The following is a 20,223-nucleotide window of genomic DNA, read 5'->3' on the forward strand; positions in this document are numbered from 1 at the left end:
CAGCGTCGGGCGCGGAATGGCGTACCGTTGCAGGGTTGCACGCGGAGGGGAGGACGAGATGGCCGAACGTGGTCTGAAGACCTCCCTCATCTCCTTCGCGCCGTCGCCCAAGCGATGGCCGGCCGCCCTGACGGCCGCGATCTCGATGGCCGTCCCGGTTGCCGTCGCCACGGCCGCCGGCGCGACCTCGCTCGGGCTGCTCGCCGGGCTCGGCGCGTTCACGGCGCTGTACTGCGTCCCCCTCAGTCGACGCGACCGCCTCTGGGTGCTGCCGCTCATCGGTGTCGCGCTCGTCCTCGCCTCGGCGCTCGGCGTCTCGCTGTCCGGCTCCCGTCCGCTGACCGCGCTCGGGTTGCTCGTCGTCGGGGCGGCCGCGGTCTGGCTCGTCCAGGGGATCGTGCTCGGCCCGCCGGGGGCGCTGTTCTTCATCCTGGTGTTCGGCATCGCCGGGCATCTGAGCGCACCGACGGCGATCGGCGGTGCCGGAATCGACGGTCGCCTCGTGATCACCCTCGTGGCCGCCGGATCGCTCTTCGCCATCCTCGTCGTGGTGGTACCGCTCCTCGTGCCGGGCGTCCGCCGGGCCGCCGGCAAGCCCACCCCGATGCGGGTCCTGTTCCCGGAGTACCGCCTCAGTCCGTCGGACCGCAGGGTCGCCGTCCGGCTGACCGTGGCCCTGGCGTGCAGCGCGCTCCTCGGATACCTGCTCGGACTCGGGCACGGGTACTGGATCGCGGGGTCCGCCGTCGCGATCCTCAGCGTCGGGCACTCGCGCACCCTGAGCGCGACCCGCGGCGTGCACCGCGTGCTCGGGACCCTCGTCGGCGCCGGGGTCTTCCTGCTCGTCGCCTCACTCGAACCGCACGGCTACGTGCTGGCCCTGGTGTTGGCGGCGCTGCAGTTCACCATCGAGCTCGTGGTCATCCGGCACTACGCCCTGGCGCTCGTGTTCATCACGCCGCTCGTCCTCGTCATCAGCACGTCGTCGTCGCGGTCACCGGTCCTCGACGTGGTGGGGGAGCGGGTCTTCGACACCCTCATCGGGGCCGCCATCGCCATGGTGCTGCTGGTGGCGTCCTGGGGACTCGACCGGCGGAACCGCCGAGCGGCCGGGCCCGGCGGAACCCCGCCCGCCACCTGAGCATCCGTGTCGTGCCGGGCCTCCAGGACACCCCCTCTGCTAGGCTCATCCACGGTGGACCGTCACAGGTCCGCCGCGCGCAGAGCCAGCCGACAGGAAGCTGGTCCTCGGTGGTGTATCCCTCGCGATCCGCGGGTGGTGTTCTACTGGTGGCCAGCCAAGTCCCGGAAGACCGGGCGGCTTGAGCAAGTACTGCGGCTGCGTTGCGCGCTGCATCATGCACGACCGCGCTCGACGGCGCGTCCATTCGGGGCGCGCGGCCCGTCACTCGACGGGAGCGCACACGTACGAAGGAGAGACCTGTGGAAGGTCCAGAAATCAAGTTCGCCGAGGCCGTTCTCGACAACGGCAAGTTCGGCAAGCGCACGGTCCGGTTCGAAGCCGGCCGCCTCGCGCAGCAGGCACAGGGCGCGATCGCCGCGTACCTCGACGAGGAGACCATGCTCCTCTCGGCCACCTCGGCCGGAAAGCACCCCAAGGACAACTTCGACTTCTTCCCCCTCACGGTGGACGTCGAGGAGCGCTCCTACGCCGCCGGCAAGATCCCCGGTTCGTTCTTCCGTCGTGAGGGCCGCCCCTCGACCGAGGCGATCCTCGTCTGCCGCCTCATCGACCGGCCGCTGCGCCCGTCGTTCGTCACCGGCCTCCGCAACGAGGTCCAGATCGTCATCACCGTCCTCTCGATCGCTCCGGGTGAGTTCTACGACGCCCTGGCCATCAACGCCGCGTCGATGTCCACCCAGATCTCGGGCCTGCCGTTCTCCGGCCCGATCGGTGCCGTCCGTCTCGCCCTCATCCCCGGCCAGGCCGGCGAGGCAGACCAGTGGGTCGCGTTCCCGAAGGTCGACCAGCTCGAGGAGGCCGTCTTCGACATCATCGTCGCCGGTCGGATCGTGACGGACGCCAACGGCAACGAAGACGTCGCGATCATGATGGTCGAGGCCGAGGCCACCGAGAACAGCTGGAACCTCATCAAGGGCGGCGCCACGAAGCCCGACGAGGCGGTCGTCGCGGCCGGTCTCGAGGCCTCCAAGCCGTTCCTCAAGCAGCTCGTCAAGGCGCAGAGCGAACTCGCCGCGCAGGCGGCCAAGGAGATCGCGGCCTACCCCGTGTTCCTCCCGTACACGCAGGAGAGCTACGACGCCGTCGCCGGTCTCGCTCACGACGAGCTCGTGAACGTCTACCAGATCGCCGACAAGATCGAGCGCCAGAACGCCGACGACGCCCTCAAGGACCGCGTCAAGGCGACCATCGCCGAGCGTGTCGAGGCCGGTTCGCTCGACGCCGAGGTGCTCGCGCAGTTCTCCGCCGCGTACAAGTCCGTCTCGAAGGTCGTCATGCGTGGCCGTGTGCTGCGCGAGGGCATCCGTATCGACGGCCGTGGCCTGACCGACATCCGTCCGCTCGACGCCGAGGTACAGGTCATCCCACGCGTCCACGGTTCCGCGATCTTCCAGCGCGGCGAGACCCAGATCCTGGGTGTCACCACGCTGAACATGCTGAAGATGGAGCAGCAGATCGACTCGCTGTCGCCCGTCACGAAGAAGCGCTACCTGCACCACTACAACTTCCCGCCCTACTCGACCGGTGAGACCGGCCGGGTCGGTTCGCCGAAGCGTCGCGAGATCGGGCACGGCTTCCTCGCCGAGCGCGCCCTCGTGCCGGTGCTGCCGAGCCGTGAGGAGTTCCCCTACGCGATCCGTCAGGTCTCCGAGGCCCTCGGGTCCAACGGTTCCACCTCGATGGGTTCCGTCTGCGCCTCGACCCTGTCGCTGCTGAACGCCGGTGTGCCGCTCCGCGCACCCGTCGCCGGTATCGCCATGGGCCTCATCTCCGACGTCGTCGACGGCGAGACCCGCTACGCGGCCCTCACCGACATCCTCGGCGCCGAAGACGCCCTGGGCGACATGGACTTCAAGGTCGCCGGTACCTCCGAGTTCGTCACGGCCATCCAGCTCGACACGAAGCTCGACGGCATCCCGACCTCGGTCCTGACCGGTGCGCTCCAGCAGGCCAAGGACGCCCGCACCACGATCCTCTCCGTGCTGAACGCGGCGATCGACGCTCCCGACGAGATGGCGCCGACCGCGCCTCGCGTCATCAGCGTCCAGATCCCCGTCGACAAGATCGGTGAGCTGATCGGCCCGAAGGGCAAGACGATCAACTCCATCCAGGACGAGACCGGCGCCGACATCTCCATCGAGGAGGACGGCACCGTCTACATCGGTGCTGTCGACGGTCCGTCGGCCGAGGCCGCTCGCGCCCAGGTCAACGCGATCGCCAACCCGACCAACCCGGAGGTCGGCGAACAGTTCCTCGGAACCGTCGTCAAGATCGCCGCGTTCGGCGCGTTCGTCTCGCTGCTCCCGGGCAAGGACGGCCTGCTGCACATCTCCGAGGTCCGCAAGCTCGCCGGTGGCAAGCGTGTGGAGAACGTCGAAGACGTGCTCGGCGTCGGCCAGAAGATCCTCGTGGAGATCACGAAGATCGACGACCGCGGCAAGCTGTCGCTCGCTCCGGTCGTCGCCGACGAGGCCGACACGCACGGCAGCGACGCTGCCAGCGAAGGCCCTGAGGCTCCCGCCGAAGGCTGATCGACCCCGCATCGCCAGAACGCCCGTCCCGCTCCTGCGGAGCGGGCGTTCTGCCGTCGGTGGGAGAGTCGACGGTTGAGGGTCGGGACGATCCGGCGTAGCCTCGGACCACCTCGCGATGACGCGGGGGCACGGCACCGCTCACGAGGCACCGCCGTGCGGTCACCGAACTCAAGGCGGCGTGCATCGTGTCGATGGAGACTCACACCCAATTCCCGCAGGATCCGGACGGGGCGGGAGGTGATGCACGCCACAGGTCTCCGGAGGATCAGGCGGCCCGGGGCCCAGGCCCGTCGGACCTCGTCCAGCTGATCGACCCCGACGGACACCGTCGGGAGGACGCGCTCTACGACCTCTTCGTCGCCGACCTCGGGCTGGATGAACTCCTCGGCCTCTACGAGGACATGGTCGTCAGCCGCCGGATCGACACGGAGGCGACCGCCCTGCAGCGACAGGGCGAGATCGGCCTCTGGCCGCCGCTGCTCGGGCAGGAGGCGGCCCAGGTCGGCTCGGCCCGCGTCCTGCGGCCGGACGACTTCGTCTTCACGAGCTATCGCGAACAAGCGGTCGCCTACTGCCGGGGCGTCGAACTCGACCAGTTGATGGCGATGTGGCGAGGGACGGCGCTGTCCGGCTGGGATCCGTTCGCCGTCGGGATGGCGACACCCGCCGTGATCATCGGCGCGCAGACGCTGCATGCGACGGGCTACGCCATGGGCTGCCAGCGCGACGGCTCGGATGCCGTCGCCGTCGCCTACTTCGGTGACGGAGCCACGAGTCAGGGCGACGTCAGCGAGGCCCTCGTCCTCGCCGCGAGTTTCCGTGCACCCGTCGTCTTCGTCTGCCAGAACAACCAGTACGCGATCTCCGAGCCGGTGGGGCTGCAGGCGCAGCGCCCCATCGCGGAGCGGGCACCGGGGTTCGGCGTCCCGAGTATGCGCGTCGACGGCAACGACGTGCTCGCCGTCACCGCGGCGATGCGCATCGCGGTCGACCGTGCTCGCTCCGGCGGCGGCCCGACCTTCATCGAGGCCGTGACGTACCGGATGGGTCCGCACACCACCTCCGACGATCCGACCCGGTATCGCGACGAGGCCGAGGTGGCCTCGTGGCGCGCGAAGGACCCCATCGTCCGGGTGGAGCGACTGCTCGATGCGGCGGGCGTGCTCGACGAGTCGGCTCGGGCGCGGGTGGCCAGGGTCGCCGATGCCGCCGCCGCACGGGTCCGCGCCGGGTGTCTCGCGCTGCAGGCCCCGGACCCGCTCTCCCTGTTCGACGAGGTCTACGCGACGCCGCATCCGGTCCTCGAGCGCCAACGGGACGAATACCGCTCCTACCTCGAGTCGTTCGACGGCGCCGACGGAACAGGAGGCGTGCGATGACGACGCTGACCCTGAGCAAGGCGATCAACACCGGTCTCCACCATGCCCTCGCCGACGACGACCGCGTCCTCCTCCTCGGCGAGGACATCGGCCGTCTCGGCGGCGTGTTCCGGGTCACGGACGGCCTGCAGGCCGAGTTCGGGGCCGACCGCGTCATCGACATGCCGCTCGCGGAGTCGGCGATCATCGGTGCGGCCGTCGGACTCGCCTTCCGGGGCTTCCGGCCGGTCTGCGAGATCCAGTTCGACGGGTTCATCTACCCGGGCTTCGACCAGATCGTGGCGCAGCTGGCCAAGCTCCACTACCGCACACGAGGGGCCGTGCGGATGCCCGTCACCATCCGGGTGCCCTACGGCGGGGGCATCGGCGCGGTCGAGCACCACTCCGAGTCGCCCGAGGCGTACTTCGCCCACACGGCCGGCCTCCGGGTGGTCACCTGCTCGGACCCGCAGGACGCGCACACGATGATCCGCCAGGCGATCGCCTGTGATGACCCGGTGCTGTTCTTCGAGCCGAAACGGCGGTACTGGACGAAAGGGGAGGTGCTGGAGGACCTGCCGACCGATCCGCTGGCCTTCACCCACGCTCGGACCGTCCGCTCGGGCCGTGACGCGACCCTGGTCGCCTACGGACCCCTCGTGCAGACGGCGCTCGACGCCGCGGAGGCCGCCGCGGACGAGGGTGTCGACCTCGAGGTGATCGACCTGCGCTCCCTCGCCCCGATCGACGTCGACGCCGTCGTGGCGTCCGTCGAGAAGACCGGACGGCTCGTCGTCACCCACGAGGCGCAGCGCTCCGGCGGCATCGGCGCCGAGCTGGCCGCGACGATCACGGAGCGCTGCTTCGACGTGCTCGAGGAGGCCCCGGTGCGGGTGACGGGCTTCGACACGCCCTATCCGGCGTCGGCCCTCGAGGACCACTTCCTCCCGGACCTCGATCGCATCCTCGACGGCGTTGACCGGGCGATGGGGCGCCGGTCGTCGATGCCGTCGTCCACCGATCGGGTCGCGGGACGAACCGCTGCGACGACGGACGAGGAGGGGCGACGATGAAGCGCTTCTCCCTGCCCGACCTCGGCGAAGGACTCACCGAGAGCGAACTCGTCTCCTGGCGGGTCGCCGTCGGCGACCACGTCGACCTCAACCAGGTGATCGCCGAGGTCGAGACCGCGAAGGCGCTCGTCGAGCTGCCCGCACCGACTGCTGGTGTGGTCACCCGACTCTACGTCGAACCGGGGACGACCGTGCTCGTCGGCGAGGCGCTCGTCGACTTCGCTCCCGATGGTGACGACCCCTCGCCGGAACCACGGCCCGAAGCCACGGCGGTCGACCGTTCGTCCCCGGCCGGGGAGCGCGAGCCCGTGCTGGTCGGCTACGGCCCGCGGACCTCGAGCGGAGAGCGGCCGCGGCGGCGGGCCAGGGCGTCGGCCGACGACCCGGTCGTCGTCTCCGCTACCCGTCCGGCGACGCGTCCGCGCGCGACACCGCCGGTCCGTCGGCTCGCCCGCGATCTCGGAGTCGACCTCGGCAGCCTCGTCGGCACCGGCGTCGGTGGTCGGGTCCTCAGGGAAGAGGTGGAGCTGGCGGCGGGCGGTTCGCCGGGATCGTCGCCGGTCGCTCCGGATCGGGTCACGGCGTCTGATGACGGCTCGGTCCGGCGACCGATCACCGGGGTGCGACGACGGACCGCGGAGGCCATGGTGAGCAGTGCGTTCTCGGCTCCGCACGTGACGGAGTTCTTGACCGTCGACGTGACGCCGACGATGACCCTGCTCGACGCGCTCGCCCACTCGCCTCGCATCGGCGATCACCGGGTCAACATCCTCACGGTCCTCGCCAAGGCGGTGTGCATCGCGGTCAAACGCACCCCGGCGGTCAACGCCAGCTGGGACGAGGCGGCGGGCGAGATCGTCGAGTACGCGCACGTGGGACTCGGGATCGCCGCAGCCACCCCGAGGGGACTCCTCGTCCCCAACATCGCGCGCGCGGACGAACTCAGCCTGTTCGACCTCGCGGACGCCGTGTCGAGCCTCGTCCGGACGGCGCGTGAGGGACGCACCGCACCGGCGGAGCTGCGTGGGGGCACGATCACGATCTCCAACGTCGGCGTCTTCGGTGTCGACGCGGGAACGCCGATCCTGAACCCGGGGGAGGCGGCGATCATCGCGCTCGGTGCGGTCCGCCGGCTCCCGTGGGAGTTCGAGGGGCAGGTCGCGTTGCGGCAGGTCGTGACGCTGTCGCTGTCGTTCGACCATCGGCTCATCGACGGGGAGCAGGGGTCGCGATTCCTGGTCGACCTCGGGACGATGCTTGCCGATCCCGCGATGGTGCTGACGATGGTGTGATTGTCCTGCGGTGCTCAGATCCCGCGGTCGACGAGGTCGAGGAGGTGCTCCGTCGCGAACTCGACGGTCGCCTCGTCCAGGCCTCTGAGCGGGCCGTCGATGATGAGCATGCCGAGTCCGTGTACCGACGACCAGGCGAGGAGTTCGGCGCCTGGTCGTCGTGCGGGCGGGAGCACGCCCGTCTCGGCGAGCTCGTCGAGCACGCCGGCCAGGGTCTCGAAGGGTGTCCGGCCGGAGGCGCCCCGTTTGCCGACGCTCATCGCCTCGTTCAGGTCGTGCGGCACCGAGAAGGCCGCCCGGAAGAGGCCTGGCTCCTCGCGCGCGAACCGCAGGTAACCGGTGCCGACCGCGCGCAGGCGCAGCCGTGCGTCCGCGGGGGCGGAACCCGTCGGTTCCACGGCCGCGAGGGCGGTGGCCATGCGGTCGGCGGCGAGTCCCTGCGCGGTGTCGGAGACGGCCTGGACGAGCGCGTCGCGGTCGGCGAAGTGGCGGTAGGCGGCGTTCGGTGAGACGCCCGCGCGCCGGGTCGCCTCCCGCAGTACCACGGCGTCCGGTCCGCCCTGTCTGGCCATCTCGACGCCGGCCTCGAGCAACGCCTGGCGGAGATCGCCGTGCCGGTAGGTGCTTCGTGCCGGTGCGGGAACGCTCATGGGTTCCATTCTGTCGCGATGCTCTGGACGGATCGCGCGGGACGTGGCATTGTGCACAGTGTACACATCGACGCGGAGGAGCGGCTCATGGTCTCGTACACGGATGTCTTCAGCGGGTTCTCGGTCGACGACATCGACGCGGCCAGGTCGTTCTACCGCGATGTCCTCGGCCTCTCCGTCGCCGACAATGCGATGGGGTTCCTCGACCTGTCGCTCCCCGCGGGCGGGTCGGTCCTCGTCTACGGCAAGCCCGACCACGTGCCGGCGTCCTTCACCGTCCTCAACCTCGCGGTCGCGGACATCGATGCGGCGGTCGATGAGCTGAACGCACGCGGCGTGGTGACGAAGCTCTACCCGGACGAGCAGCTCCCGACCGACGAGAAGGGCATCATGCGTGGGAACGGGCCGGACATCGCCTGGTTCACCGACCCGGCGGGCAACGTGATGTCGGTGCTCTCCGACTGACGGCGAGCGGTTCCGTCACGGGGCGCTGAGCGCGGCGACGGCCATCCGCTCGAGGGTCGATCGGATCGCGTCCCGGTCGACCGCCCCGGTGTCGTTCCGCCCGAGCGATGCGCTGTGCGGCGTGGAGTTGATGAGACCGAAGCCGGCGAGGGCCCTGATCCGGAGGGTAGCTGAGGAGGCGGACGGGTGCAGGGCGTGCAACACGTCCACCCAGCGCTCGACGTACCGGCGCTGCAGGGTGCGGACGGTGCGTCGGTCGTCGGGCGTGAGGCTGTCGAGATCGTGGTCCTGGATGCGGATGACGTCGGGGTGTTCGAGGGCGAAGGCCACGTGGAAGGACACGAGCGAGTGCAGCGCCCCTGCGGCGTCCGCGGACCGCTCCACTTCGGCCGTGCCACCGTCCAGGAGGTCCTGGCTGACCCCGACGAGGAGTGCCGCGAGTACCGCCTGCTTGCTGACGAAGTGCCGGTAGACGGCTGGTCCGCTCATGCCCACCGCGGCTCCGAGGTCCTCCATCGACACGCCGGTGAACCCGCGCTCGGCGAAGAGTCCGGCGGCTGAGCGGAGGAGGGCCGCGCGGCGGGCCGCCTTGGCCTCCGAGCGCCCGACGCGTGTGGTGGGCGACGATGACGGTTCCTGGTTCGACATCGGACCTCCTCGGGGTGGACATTTTCAGTGAATGAAGCGTAACCTGTGTTTCAGTGAGTGCTCAGTAACTGAAAACCCACACGGTCGACGACGACAGGAGCCCGAGTGTCCAAGCTCGTGAGCAGTGCGGATCCCGCCTCAGCACGATTCCGGGAACAGGAGGCGGCGCAGCGCGCCCTGTCCCGCTCGCTCGCGGAGACCCTGGCCGCCACCGCGACGGGCGGTCCGGCCTCGTCGAGGGCTCGCCACGTCGCCCGCGGCAAGCTGCTGCCGAGGGAGCGTGTGGACCGTCTGCTCGACGAGGGCAGCCCCTTCCTGGAGATCGCGCCGCTGGCGGCCGACGGCATGTACGACGGGGCCAGTCCCGGCGCAGGCGTCATCGCCGGGATCGGGCTCGTCCACGGCCGACACGTGCTCGTCGTCTCGAACGATGCGACCGCGAAAGGCGGCTCCTACTTCCCGATGACGGTCAAGAAGCACCTGCGTGCGCAGGAGATCGCGGCCGCGAACCGGCTTCCCTGCCTCTACCTCGTCGACTCCGGCGGGGCCAACCTGCCGAGGCAGGACGAGGTGTTCCCCGATCGTGACCACTTCGGGCGGATCTTCTTCAACCAGGCCCGGATGTCGGCGGCCGGCATCCCGCAGCTCGCCGCCGTGCTCGGCTCCTGCACCGCCGGTGGCGCCTACGTGCCGGCCATGAGCGACGAGAACGTGATCGTGCGCGGCCAGGGCACGATCTTCCTCGGTGGACCTCCACTCGTGAAAGCGGCGATCGGCGAAGTCGTGACCCCGGAGCAGCTCGGAGGAGGGGAACTCCACGCGCGGGTCTCGGGGGTGACGGACCATCTCGCGGACGACGACGCCCATGCGCTCGACATCCTCCGGGAGGCGGTGGCGACCCTCCCGCCACCGCTCGAGCGAGCCTGGGCGGTGCGTCCGAGCATCCCGCCCGCCGTGCCCGAGTCCGAGTTGTACGGCGTCGTCCCGGTGGAACTGCAGACCGCCTACGACGTCCGCGAGGTGATCGCACGCCTGGTCGACGGCAGCGAGTTCTCCGAGTTCAAACGCGAGTACGGCGACACCCTCGTCACCGGGTTCGCGCACCTGCACGGCCACCCCGTCGCCATCGTCGCCAACAACGGGGTGCTCTTCAGCGAGTCCGCACTGAAGGGGGCGCACTTCATCGAACTGGCCGACCAACGGGGCATCCCGCTGCTGTTCCTGCAGAACCTCTCCGGCTTCATGGTGGGCAGCGACGCCGAGGCGGGCGGGATCGCGAAACACGGCGCGAAGATGGTGACCGCCGTCGCGACCACCCGGGTGCCGAAGCTCACGGTCGTGATCGGCGGGTCCTTCGGTGCCGGGAACTACTCCATGTGCGGTCGTGCCTACGATCCTCGCTTCCTCTGGATGTGGCCGGGGTCACGGATCTCGGTCATGGGCGGGCCGCAGGCGGCGAGCGTCCTCGCGACCGTCAAACGCGATCAGCTGGAGGCCAGGGGTGAGGAGTGGACGGCCGAGGCCGAGGCGGCGTTCCGGGCGCCGATCCTCGCCGCCTTCGAGGAGCAGGGGAACCCGTACTACTCGACGGCCAGGCTGTGGGACGACGGCATCATCGACCCAGCGCAGACCCGGACCGTCCTCGGACTCGCGCTCGAAGTGTGCTCCAGGGCACCGCTCCCCGCCCCCGGCTTCGGCCTCTTCAGGATGTGACGGGACCATGACCGAGAACTCGAACCGACCGGACACCGCGCTCGAGCGCCCGTTCCGGACCGTCCTCGTCGCGAACCGCGGCGAGATCGCCTGCCGCGTCATCCGCAGCCTTCGAGCCATGGGCGTCGAGAGTGTCGCCGTCTACAGCGACGCGGACCGCGACGCCCCGCACGTCCGCCTCGCCGACCGTGCGGTCCGGATCGGACCGGCGGTCGCCTCGGAGAGCTACCTCGACGTCGCAGCCGTCGTCGGTGCCGCCCTGAAGACCGGAGCGGAGGCGGTGCACCCCGGCTACGGCTTCCTGTCCGAGCAACCGTCCCTCGCGAGGGCGCTCGCCGCAGCCGGGATCGTCTTCATCGGCCCTGACGAGCGGGCGCTCGAGCTCATGGGGGACAAGATCCGGGCCAAGGACCACGTCGCCGCCCGAGGCGTGCCGATCATCGAGGGCGTCGCCGATCCCTCGCTCGACGACGACGCGCTCGCCGCGGCCGGCATCGAGATCGGGTTCCCGCTCATCGTCAAACCGGCGGGCGGGGGCGGTGGCAAGGGCATGCAGGTGGTGGAGCGCGCCGAGGAGCTGTCCGCCGCGATCGCCTCGGCTCATCGGGTCGCCCAAGCCGCCTTCGGCGACCCGACGCTGCTCCTCGAACGGTTCGTCACGAGGCCCCGGCACATCGAGGTGCAGGTGCTCGCCGACGCCCACGGGACCGTCCTCCATCTCGGCGAACGCGAGTGCTCGCTCCAGCGTCGACACCAGAAGGTCATCGAGGAGTCCCCGTCGCCCCTCATCGACGCCGTTCAGCGGGCACGGCTCGGTGAGGCCGCCTGCACCGTCGCGCGGAGTGTGGGGTACCGGGGCGTCGGCACGGTCGAGTTCCTCGTCGCCGACGACCGGCCGGACGAGTTCGCCTTCCTCGAGATGAACACCCGGCTGCAGGTGGAGCATCCGGTCACCGAGCTCGTCACGGGACTCGACCTCGTGGAGTGGCAGGTGCGTGTCGCCGCCGGACAACCACTCGAGCTCACTCAGAACGACATCGTGCTCACCGGTCACGCGGTGGAGGCCAGGCTGTACGCCGAGGACCCGGCGGGCGGGTTCCTGCCGCAGACCGGGGTGCTCGAACGGGTCCGCCTGCCTGTGGGGCCCGACGTCCGGGTGGACGGCGGCATCGCGGAGGGGCAGTTCGTCGGCCCCTGGTACGACCCCATGCTCGCCAAGATCGTCTGTTGGGCACCGGACCGCGCATCCGCCCTGCGGCGACTCGACGAGGCCCTCGCGGCGACGATCGTCTTCGGTGTCCGCACGAACCTCGGCTTCCTACGACGCCTCGTCACCGACACGGACGTGGTCGAGGGACGCCTGCACACCGGTCTCATCGCCGAACTCCTCGCCGAGTCGTCGGTGACCGCGCCGGACGACCGTGCCCTGGTGGCGGCGGCGCTCGCCGAACTGGACGATCGCGCCGTCGCCCTGGCCGTCCGCACCGACACGCTCGGCACGCCGTGGTCCGACGCCGGAGGCTGGAGGCTCGGCGGTGCCTCACCGTCGCGGGTCCATCTGCGGACCGACGACGGCCGCCGGGTCAGGGTGGACGTCCTCGGTCCGAGCGACGATGCCTGGGTCACGGTCGCCGAGGCCGAACCCGTGCATGCCGCCGTCTTCGCGCGGACGGACGGCGCCCGGCGCTTCGAGTACGACGGGACCAGCGTTTCCGTCGAGACGATGCGCATCGGGGACGAGCGCTGGACCGCTCTCGACGGCGTCATCGGCGCCGTCGCGGTCGTCCCACGCGACGCGGTGCCGTCAGCAGGGGCCGCATCGGCACCTGGCGTCGTCGAGCCGGAGGTCCGGACCCCGATGCCCGGCACCGTCACGGCCGTCCACGTCGCGAGCGGCGACGACGTCTCGGTCGGACAACCGCTCGTCACCGTCGAGGCGATGAAGATGGAGCACCTCCTCACCGCGCCCGCGGCCGGCGTCGTCACCGTCCACGTCACCACGGGCGGCACGGTCGCCACCCGCCAATCGGTCGCGACGATCGCCGCAGACCCCGTCGCAGCACCCACGAACGGAGCACCAGCATGAACACCGAGCTCAGCCCGGAGCACCAACGGATCGTCGACACGGTGAAGGCCTTCGCCGACGAGGTCGTCGCACCCGCCGCCTACCGGTACGACACCGAGCGCCGGCTGCCGTACGACATCATCGCGCAGATGGGGGAGCTCGGACTCTTCGGGCTCCCGTTCCCGAAGGAGCTCGGCGGCGGCGGCATGGACTACTTCGCCCTCTGTCTCGCCGTCGAACAGCTCGGACGTGTCGACCAGAGCATCGGCGTCACCCTCGAGGCCGGCGTCGGACTCGGCGCCATGCCCATCTACCTGTACGGCACCGATGCACAGCGTGAGGAGTGGATCCCGCAGCTCGCGAGCGGGAAGGCGCTCGCCGCCTTCGGGCTGACGGAGGCCAGAGCCGGCAGCGACGCGGGCGCGACGGAGACCACCGCGCAGCTGATCGACGGGGAGTGGGTCATCAACGGGACGAAGCAGTTCATCACGAACTCGGGCAGCGAGATCACGCGGCTGGTCACGGTCACGGCGGTCACGGGGGAGCGGACCCGCGCCGACGGGCGGGTGACCAAGGAACTCTCCTCCATCCTCGTCCCGGTCCCGACGCCCGGGTTCACGGCGCTGCCCCCGTACGACAAGGTCGGCTGGCACACCTCGGACACGCACCCCCTGGTGTTCGACGACGTGCGTGTCCCTGAGGCCAACCTCCTGGGCGAGCGCGGTCGTGGCTACGCCAATTTCCTGTCGGCGCTCGACGGCGGACGGATCGCGGTCGCCGCGCTCGCGGTGGGAGCGGCCCAGGGCTGCCTCGAGGAGGCCGTCCGGTACGCGAAGGAACGGGTCGTCTTCGGGCGCCCGATCGGAGACAACCAGTGGATCGCCTTCCGGATCGCGAAGATGCAGGCGCGGGTCCACACCGCCAGACAGGCCTACTACGACGCGGCCTCGCGCATGCACCGCGGAGCGCCCTACAAGATGGAGGCCTCCATCGCCAAGATGGTCGCCGGGGAGGCCGCCATGGACAACGCGCGGGACGCGACCCAGATCTTCGGCGGATACGGGTTCCTCAACGAGAACCCGGTCGCGAGGCACTACCGCGACTCGAAGATCCTCGAGATCGGCGAGGGCACCACCGAGGTGCAGCTCATGATCATCGCCCGTGAACTCGGCTTCGCATCCTGAGGCGACCATGACGGACGAACACGGATCGCAGGACGGACCAGAGGACGGTCCCGGCCCGGTCATCGAGCAGCGCGGGCTGTTCTTCGAGGAGTTCGCGGTCGGCACGACCTACCGCCACCGACCGGGACGCACCATCACCGAGGCGGACAACGTGCTGTTCACGACCCTCACCATGAACGGGCAGTCCCTGCACCTCGACGCGGCCTGGTCCGCCACGCAACCGTTCGGTGAGCGACTCGTGAACTCGATGCTCACCCTCTCGACCATCGTCGGGCTCTCGGTGGCGCAACTCACGGAGGGCACCATCGTCGCCAACCTCGGCTTCACGGAGGTCGCCTTCCCCCGCCCCATGCACCACGGGGACACCCTGTACGCCGAGACGCTGGTCCGAGCCAAGCGGCCGTCGGCGTCACGACCGGGGGAGGGGCTCGTCACGCTCGTGCACACCGGACGGAACCAGGACGGTGTCGTCGTCGCCACCGCGACCCGGACGACACTCGTCCGCCGCCTGGACGCGCGATGATGGCCGCGCCTCTCTCGCTCGGACCGGCGATCCTCTTCGTCCCCGCCGACCGACCCGACCGCTTCGCCAAGGCCGCCGCCCGCGCGGACACCGTTATCCTCGACCTCGAGGACGCCGTCGCGCCGGCTGACAAGCCCACTGCCCGTCGGGCGATCGTCGAACACCCGCTCGATCCCGCACGGACGATCGTCCGTGTCGGCCCCGTCGGCACGGACGATTTCGTCGCCGACGTCGCCGCGGTCTCGTCCACCCGCTACCGGACCGTCATGCTGGCGAAGACGGAGACCACGGCGCAGCTCGACGAGCTCGCCGACGCGATCCCCGGCGTCCGCATCCTCGCGCTCTGCGAGACCGCGGCCGGCGTGGTGCGCGCCCCGGCGCTCGCCGGACACCCGTCGGTCGTTGGACTCATGTGGGGGTCCGAGGACCTCGTCGCGTCCTTGGGTGGTACGAGCAGCCGCCGCGAGGACGGCGGCTATCGCGACGTCGTCCGGCACGCGAGGTCGTCAGTGCTGCTCGCCGCCGGAGCGGCCGGGGTGATGGCCGTCGACGCGGTCCACCTCGACCTCGACGACCTCGCCGGGCTCGCGGCGGAGGCTGCGGACGCGGCCGCCGTCGGGTTCGTCGGCTCGGCCTGCATCCACCCGGGACAGGTCGCGACGATCCGTGCCGCCTTCCGTCCCGACGCCAGGGCGGTGGCCGCGGCCCGGTCGCTCCTCGAGGCCGCGGCGGGGGAGCGCGGGGTGTTCCGCCACGAGGGGCGCATGGTCGACGAACCCCTCCTGCGGCACGCTCGTTCGGTCCTCGCGCGCGCCGGGTCGCCGGTCGACGGACGGTGATCCGGCGCCGTCCGGAATCGTTACGAATCAGTTGCCACCCGGGCGTGATGTCGTCCCGCGGAAGGCGCCCGTCTCCTCTAGCCTGGTGACAAGCACCGGCACCTCGCGCAACGCTCGGAACCCGGCGGTGCAGCGCGTCATCGGTCGGCCGACCGAGAGAGGGGCAGGGGATGCCACACCTCTGGCGCTCGTCGAGCACCCGTGGCAGTTCGCTGTTGAGCGGAGAGGGCGTCGGCGACGACACGGCACCCCAGCCCGAGCAGCGGGTCCCGCACCCGTCGTTCCCGACGCCCGTCCAGGGTGCCGACGCCGACGGCGTGCCGAGGCGCAGGATCGGCGATTCCGAGCTGTCGGTCTTCCCGGTCGTCCTCGGTGGCAGCGTGTTCGGCTGGACCGTCGACCCCGACACGACGACGGACATCCTCGACCGCTTCCACGACGCCGGCGGCAACATGGTCGACACCGCCGACAGCTACGCGGGCGGCCGCAGCGAGATCCTCATCGGCAACTGGATGCGCAAGCGCGGCAACCGCGACGACATGGTCGTCGCGACGAAGATCGGGCGCCACCCGGACTACCCCGGCCTCGGATCGGTGAGCATCATCCGGGCGGTCGAAGCGGCCCTCGAGCGCCTGCAGACCGACCACATCGACCTGCTGTCCTTCCACGACGACGACCCCAGCGTGCCCCTCGCCGACAGCCTCGGGACGGTCGACTGGCTCATCGAGAGCGGTAAGGTCCGGTACCTCGGGACCTCGAACACCACGCCGGAGCGACTCATGGAGGCACGGATCCTCTCGGCGAGCGGGTTCACCCAGTTCGTCGCGCTCGAGACGCACTACAGCCTCATGCACCGCGAGCCGTACGAGAGCACCCTCGCCCTCGTCGCGACGGCACAGCACCTCGGTGTCCTGCCGTACTTCGCGCTCGCGAACGGGTTCCTCACCGGACGCTACCGGAGCCGGTCCGACCTCGATCCGAGCACCCGCGGCAGCCGCGCCGCGACGCACCTCCACCGTCGCGGGCTCCGCGTCCTGCACGTCCTCGACGAGATCGCGGCGGAGAACCGGTGCTCCGTCGCCTCGGCGGCCCTCGCCTGGGCTATGTCGCGTCCCGGCGTCGTCGCACCGATCGCGAGCGCCTCCCAGCCGGCCCATGTCGACTCGCTCATCGCGGCGGCGGACGTCCGGTTGAGCCGCGGGCAGATCCTCGAACTGGACCGCGTCTCCGGCCGGTTGCGCTGACGCCTTCCCGCGGCGCTCCGACGCGGACGCCAGCGCGCGACGCCCGGGAACCTGACGTATGGTTGGGATGATGAACGCCGCCGTCGACTTTCCGCTCACTCGTCCCGAGCTCGCGTTCACCGCATCCGGGGACGCCCTCGTCCGGCGCACGGTCCTCCCCAACGGTCTGCGTATCCTCACCGAGCACATGCCGGGGAGTCGCAGCGCCACGATCGGCTTCTGGGTGGCCGTCGGTTCCCGTGACGAACAGCCGGCGACAGCCGATCGTCCGGCGACCTTCGGATCGACGCACTTCCTCGAGCACCTGCTGTTCAAGGGCACGGCGAAGCGGTCGGCGCTCGACATCGCGATCGCGTTCGACGCGGTGGGCGGCGAGCACAACGCGCTGACGGCCAAGGAGCACACCTGCTACTACGCGAAGGTGCGTGATCGCGACCTGCCGATGGCGGTCGACGTCATCACCGACATGCTGACCTCCTCCCTGCTCGACCCGGAGGAGTTCGAGAACGAACGCGGCGTCATCCTCGAGGAGCTCGCCATGATGGACGACGACCCGGGGGACGTCGCCAACGAGCGGTTCTTCGAGGGTGTCCTCGGCGAGCATCCACTGGGCCGTCCGATCGGCGGTCGGCCGCAGTCGATCATCGAGGTCGGGCGCGATGCCGTCCTCGCGCACTACCGCGCCAACTACCGGGCGAACGACGTCGTCGTGACGGCGGCCGGCGCGGTCGACCACGATGCGCTCGTCGCGCAGGTCTCGGCGGCGCTCGTGGAGGCCGGCTGGCCTGCGGACGCGGTCGCCGCGCCCGTGCCCCGCCGGACGCTCGCGGCGGCGTCGGTCCTCGGCGGACCGCCGCTGTCGGTGGTGCACCGACCCACCGAGCAGGTCCATCTGCAGATCGGCGGACCGGGGCTCATCGCGGGCGACGAACGACGGTTCGCCATGAGCATGCTCAACTCCGTCCTCGGTGGGGGCATGTCGAGCCGGCTGTTCCAGGAGATCCGGGAACGACGTGGCCTCGCCTACTCCGTGTACTCCTTCGCCGGCAGCTACTCGGACGCGGGGGTCTTCGGGCTCGCCGCCGCCTGCTCCACGGCGAAGGCCGCGACGGTCGCCGAGCTCATGCTCGCCGAACTCCACCGACTCGCCGAACACGGCGTGACCGACGACGAACTGTCGCGGGCCCTCGGCCAGTTGAGCGGTGCCTCGGCGCTCGCCCTGGAGGACTCCGACTCCCGCATGAGTCGCCTCGGTCGGGCGGAGCTGACGCTCGGCGAGTTCATCGACCTCGATGAGAGCATCCGTCGCCTGCAGCTCGTCGGGCAGGACGAGGTCCAGCAGCTCGCGCAGCACCTCGCCGCGCAGCCCATCACGGTGTCGGCGGTCGGAGCCGTCGACGAGGACACCTTCGCTCCGATCATCGCGGGGGTGCGTTGAATGTCCCATTACCTCTATCTCGTCAGACACGGCGAGCAACAGCATGCTGAGCACGGTCTGCCCGACGGTCCGTTGTCGGCGCGGGGCCGGCGGCAGGCCCAGCTCCTCGCCGAACGGCTCGGCGGGGTGCCGATGACGGCCGCCTGGCATTCACCGTTGCAGCGGGCGGCGGAGACCGCGCAGATCATCGCCGAACGGATGCCGGCCGTCACCCCGGAACCGTCGTCCCTGCTGTTCGACTGCGTCCCGAGCGGACGTTCCCCGGAGACGCCGTCGGCGTTCGACCCGTTCTTCGGGTCCATCACCGAGGCCGAGGTCGAGGCCGGCGAGGCGCAGATGGCCGACGCCGCCGCCGAGTTCCTGTCACCGAAGCGCGGTGACCACCACGAACTGTTGATCACGCACAACTTCGTCATCGGCTGGCTGGTCCGAGAGGCCCTGCAGGCCCCGGCCTGGCGCTGGGTGAGCATCAACCAGGCCAACGGCGGCCTCACGGTGCTGCATCAGCGGGCGGGTCGCCCGTGGAGCCTCATCACCCACAACGACCTCGCGCACCTCCCGGTCGAGCTGCGGACTGGCCTGCCCGAGCCCCACGCCGTCTGACCGACCCGCGCAGCCGGCGGCCCCGGTCGCCGGGCCTGTCGAGGTGCTCAGACCTCCTTCGCGTACCAGTTCGTCGCGTTCGGGTTGTCGTTGTAGGCGGGGACGTCGACATACCCGCTCGAGCGGTACAGGCCCCCGGCGGCGGCCAGGGTCGCGTTCGTGTCGAGCACCAGCCGGGAGGCGCCGAGTTGCACCGCGCGCTCCTCGAGCGCCGTCAGCATCGCGCGCCCGTACCCGTTGCCCCTGGTCGACGGACGCAACCACAGGTGCTTGATCTCGAACCGCACGGCGCCGTCCTCGGCGTCGGCGATGCGGCGGACGCCCCCGCACCCGACGGGCTCCTCGTCCTCGGAGGCGACGAGGAAGACTCCACGGGGCGGGGTGAACATCGCCGGATCCGGGGTGAAGACCCGGTAGGTGCCGCCCGTGAACCCGAGCTCGCGGGAGGTGAAGTACTCGCCGAGGAGCGTGGCGGCGGGCTCCGTGTCGACGGCGGCGGGGGAGAAGGTCAGCATGCCTCCAGCCTAGGACGACCCCTGCGGGCAGCACGTAAGCTGAGGGCATGACGACACGAGTGGCGCTGGCCGGCGCGAGCGGCAAGATGGGCCGACTGTTCACGAGCATCATCGCTTCACTCGACGACTTCGACCTCGTCGCCTCGCTCGGATCCTCCAGTGAGCTGAGCGAGATGGACGGCGCAGACCTCGTCGTCGACGTCACGGTCCCCGGCGTCAGCCAGCGCATCGTCGACCACGCCGTCTCCCAGGGCATCAACGTCCTCGTCGGCACGAGCGGATGGTCGGCCGACCGCGTCCACCGCCTCGGGCGTCGTCTCGCCGAGCTGCCGGACCAGGGGGTCGTGATCATCCCGAACTTCTCACTCGGGTCCGTGCTGTCGACGAGCCTCGCGACCGTCGCCGCCCGGTTCTTCGACTCGATCGAGATCATCGAGTCCCATCGCGACACCAAGGTCGACTCACCCTCCGGCACCGCGGTGCGGACCGCCGAGCTGATGATGGACGCCCGCGGCGACCGCGGACCGGTCGCCGCGCCGCACACCGACCAGCGTGCCCGAGGGCAGCAGGTCTCGAGCATCCCGATCCACAGCCTGCGACTCCAGGGCGTCGTCGCACGCCAGCAGGTCGTGTTCGGGGGCGTCGACGAACTCGTCACGATCACCCACGACACCATCTCGCCGGCCTCCTACGAGCGCGGCATCCGTCTCGCCCTCGCGGCGGCACGCGATGCTCGTGGCGTCACCGTCGGGCTCGACAGTCTGCTCGACCTCGGGATCGACCGCCCGGCGCCGGCGGGCGGGCGCGCGGCAGCAGGCGCTCCCGAGCAGGTGTCCGGCCAAGCCGCGGCGGCCAGCACCCTGTGAAGACCCGCG

The 20,223-nt window shown here is 70.6% G+C and carries 18 protein-coding genes; 15 read left to right on the forward strand and 3 right to left on the reverse strand.

The features are described from left to right. Nucleotides 1-58 precede the first annotated feature (58 nt). From QRN27_RS09165 to QRN27_RS09185, 5 genes are all read left to right on the forward strand, one after another. Nucleotides 59-1,141, forward strand: coding sequence for an FUSC family protein (locus tag QRN27_RS09165; RefSeq protein ID WP_285041957.1), 1,083 nt, complete (start codon nt 59-61; stop codon nt 1,139-1,141). 302 nt (nt 1,142-1,443) lie between these two features. Beyond that, the gene (locus QRN27_RS09170; protein ID WP_056012195.1) at nt 1,444-3,735 is read left to right on the forward strand and encodes a polyribonucleotide nucleotidyltransferase; all 2,292 of its coding nucleotides are present in this window, start codon (nt 1,444-1,446) and stop codon (nt 3,733-3,735) included. A 194-nt stretch (nt 3,736-3,929) separates the two neighbouring features. Next, nucleotides 3,930-5,117: a pyruvate dehydrogenase (acetyl-transferring) E1 component subunit alpha gene (gene pdhA / locus QRN27_RS09175; RefSeq protein WP_285041960.1), complete on the forward strand. Its 1,188-nt coding sequence runs from the start codon at nt 3,930-3,932 to the stop codon at nt 5,115-5,117. Next, nucleotides 5,114-6,169: an alpha-ketoacid dehydrogenase subunit beta gene (locus QRN27_RS09180; protein ID WP_285041962.1), complete on the forward strand. Its 1,056-nt coding sequence runs from the start codon at nt 5,114-5,116 to the stop codon at nt 6,167-6,169. Before pdhA ends, QRN27_RS09180 begins: the two co-directional genes overlap by 4 nt. Continuing rightward, nucleotides 6,166-7,461 carry a dihydrolipoamide acetyltransferase family protein gene (locus QRN27_RS09185; protein ID WP_285041964.1) on the forward strand — a complete coding sequence of 432 codons (1,296 nt, stop codon included), beginning with the start codon at nt 6,166-6,168 and terminating at the stop codon, nt 7,459-7,461. Before QRN27_RS09180 ends, QRN27_RS09185 begins: the two co-directional genes overlap by 4 nt. Before the next feature lie 14 nt (nt 7,462-7,475). Here the strand turns inward: QRN27_RS09185 and QRN27_RS09190 are convergent, their stop codons facing one another. Continuing rightward, the gene (locus QRN27_RS09190; protein ID WP_228507236.1) at nt 7,476-8,111 is read right to left on the reverse strand and encodes a TetR/AcrR family transcriptional regulator; all 636 of its coding nucleotides are present in this window, start codon (nt 8,109-8,111) and stop codon (nt 7,476-7,478) included. An 87-nt stretch (nt 8,112-8,198) separates the two neighbouring features. Here QRN27_RS09190 and QRN27_RS09195 point away from each other — a divergent pair, with 87 nt between their 5' ends. Further along, nucleotides 8,199-8,576 carry a VOC family protein gene (locus tag QRN27_RS09195; RefSeq protein WP_285041966.1) on the forward strand — a complete coding sequence of 126 codons (378 nt, stop codon included), beginning with the start codon at nt 8,199-8,201 and terminating at the stop codon, nt 8,574-8,576. Between the two features lie 15 nt (nt 8,577-8,591). Here QRN27_RS09195 and QRN27_RS09200 read toward each other — a convergent pair whose 3' ends face one another. Next, the gene (locus QRN27_RS09200; protein WP_285041968.1) at nt 8,592-9,224 is read right to left on the reverse strand and encodes a TetR/AcrR family transcriptional regulator; all 633 of its coding nucleotides are present in this window, start codon (nt 9,222-9,224) and stop codon (nt 8,592-8,594) included. Nucleotides 9,225-9,329: 105 nt separating this feature from the next. Here QRN27_RS09200 and QRN27_RS09205 point away from each other — a divergent pair, with 105 nt between their 5' ends. The 8 genes from QRN27_RS09205 to QRN27_RS09240 all read left to right on the forward strand — a co-directional run bounded on the left by QRN27_RS09205 (nt 9,330) and on the right by QRN27_RS09240 (nt 18,833). Continuing rightward, nucleotides 9,330-10,937, forward strand: a complete 1,608-nt coding sequence (locus QRN27_RS09205; RefSeq protein ID WP_285041970.1) for a carboxyl transferase domain-containing protein — start codon at nt 9,330-9,332, stop codon at nt 10,935-10,937. 7 nt (nt 10,938-10,944) lie between these two features. Further along, a complete protein-coding gene (locus QRN27_RS09210) occupies nt 10,945-13,023 on the forward strand; it encodes an ATP-binding protein (RefSeq protein WP_285041971.1) in 2,079 nt (692 codons plus the stop codon). Beyond that, a complete protein-coding gene (locus tag QRN27_RS09215; protein ID WP_285041973.1) occupies nt 13,020-14,186 on the forward strand; it encodes an acyl-CoA dehydrogenase family protein in 1,167 nt (388 codons plus the stop codon). Before QRN27_RS09210 ends, QRN27_RS09215 begins: the two co-directional genes overlap by 4 nt. Nucleotides 14,187-14,193: 7 nt before the next feature. Further along, entirely contained in the window at nt 14,194-14,709 is a 516-nt protein-coding gene (locus tag QRN27_RS09220; RefSeq protein ID WP_285041975.1) for a MaoC family dehydratase, read from the forward strand. Continuing rightward, the gene (locus QRN27_RS09225) at nt 14,706-15,548 is read left to right on the forward strand and encodes an HpcH/HpaI aldolase/citrate lyase family protein (RefSeq protein WP_285041977.1); all 843 of its coding nucleotides are present in this window, start codon (nt 14,706-14,708) and stop codon (nt 15,546-15,548) included. The genes QRN27_RS09220 and QRN27_RS09225 overlap by 4 nt, the downstream gene beginning before the upstream one ends. 170 nt (nt 15,549-15,718) lie before the next feature. Beyond that, complete coding sequence (locus tag QRN27_RS09230; RefSeq protein ID WP_082456165.1) at nt 15,719-16,792, forward strand: aldo/keto reductase; 1,074 nt, start codon at nt 15,719-15,721, stop codon at nt 16,790-16,792. A 70-nt stretch (nt 16,793-16,862) separates the two neighbouring features. Then, nucleotides 16,863-18,230: a M16 family metallopeptidase gene (locus QRN27_RS09235; RefSeq protein WP_285041980.1), complete on the forward strand. Its 1,368-nt coding sequence runs from the start codon at nt 16,863-16,865 to the stop codon at nt 18,228-18,230. After that, nucleotides 18,231-18,833 carry a histidine phosphatase family protein gene (locus tag QRN27_RS09240; protein ID WP_285041982.1) on the forward strand — a complete coding sequence of 201 codons (603 nt, stop codon included), beginning with the start codon at nt 18,231-18,233 and terminating at the stop codon, nt 18,831-18,833. It abuts the gene before it with no gap. 47 nt (nt 18,834-18,880) lie between these two features. Here the strand turns inward: QRN27_RS09240 and QRN27_RS09245 are convergent, their stop codons facing one another. Continuing rightward, entirely contained in the window at nt 18,881-19,348 is a 468-nt protein-coding gene (locus tag QRN27_RS09245; protein WP_285041984.1) for a GNAT family N-acetyltransferase, read from the reverse strand. Between the two features lie 47 nt (nt 19,349-19,395). Between QRN27_RS09245 and dapB the strand changes: the two genes are divergently transcribed. Beyond that, nucleotides 19,396-20,214: a 4-hydroxy-tetrahydrodipicolinate reductase gene (gene dapB / locus QRN27_RS09250; protein WP_285041986.1), complete on the forward strand. Its 819-nt coding sequence runs from the start codon at nt 19,396-19,398 to the stop codon at nt 20,212-20,214. Nucleotides 20,215-20,223: the final 9 nt, after the last annotated feature.

The sequence above is a fragment of the Plantibacter sp. LMC-P-059a genome (genome assembly GCF_030209505.1).
Taxonomy (GTDB): domain Bacteria; phylum Actinomycetota; class Actinomycetes; order Actinomycetales; family Microbacteriaceae; genus Plantibacter.

Coding starts and splice junctions, on each gene's coding strand:
- QRN27_RS09240 (WP_285041982.1), top strand. CDS start 18,231: ATGTCCCATTACCTCTATCTCGTCAGACACGGCGAGCAACAGCATGCT.
- dapB (WP_285041986.1), top strand. CDS start 19,396: ATGACGACACGAGTGGCGCTGGCCGGCGCGAGCGGCAAGATGGGCCGA.
- pdhA (WP_285041960.1), top strand. CDS start 3,930: ATGGAGACTCACACCCAATTCCCGCAGGATCCGGACGGGGCGGGAGGT.
- QRN27_RS09165 (WP_285041957.1), top strand. CDS start 59: ATGGCCGAACGTGGTCTGAAGACCTCCCTCATCTCCTTCGCGCCGTCG.
- QRN27_RS09210 (WP_285041971.1), top strand. CDS start 10,945: ATGACCGAGAACTCGAACCGACCGGACACCGCGCTCGAGCGCCCGTTC.
- QRN27_RS09190 (WP_228507236.1), bottom strand. CDS start 8,111: ATGAGCGTTCCCGCACCGGCACGAAGCACCTACCGGCACGGCGATCTC.
- QRN27_RS09185 (WP_285041964.1), top strand. CDS start 6,166: ATGAAGCGCTTCTCCCTGCCCGACCTCGGCGAAGGACTCACCGAGAGC.
- QRN27_RS09230 (WP_082456165.1), top strand. CDS start 15,719: ATGCCACACCTCTGGCGCTCGTCGAGCACCCGTGGCAGTTCGCTGTTG.
- QRN27_RS09245 (WP_285041984.1), bottom strand. CDS start 19,348: ATGCTGACCTTCTCCCCCGCCGCCGTCGACACGGAGCCCGCCGCCACG.
- QRN27_RS09225 (WP_285041977.1), top strand. CDS start 14,706: ATGATGGCCGCGCCTCTCTCGCTCGGACCGGCGATCCTCTTCGTCCCC.
- QRN27_RS09215 (WP_285041973.1), top strand. CDS start 13,020: ATGAACACCGAGCTCAGCCCGGAGCACCAACGGATCGTCGACACGGTG.
- QRN27_RS09235 (WP_285041980.1), top strand. CDS start 16,863: ATGAACGCCGCCGTCGACTTTCCGCTCACTCGTCCCGAGCTCGCGTTC.
- QRN27_RS09195 (WP_285041966.1), top strand. CDS start 8,199: ATGGTCTCGTACACGGATGTCTTCAGCGGGTTCTCGGTCGACGACATC.
- QRN27_RS09220 (WP_285041975.1), top strand. CDS start 14,194: ATGACGGACGAACACGGATCGCAGGACGGACCAGAGGACGGTCCCGGC.
- QRN27_RS09180 (WP_285041962.1), top strand. CDS start 5,114: ATGACGACGCTGACCCTGAGCAAGGCGATCAACACCGGTCTCCACCAT.
- QRN27_RS09200 (WP_285041968.1), bottom strand. CDS start 9,224: ATGTCGAACCAGGAACCGTCATCGTCGCCCACCACACGCGTCGGGCGC.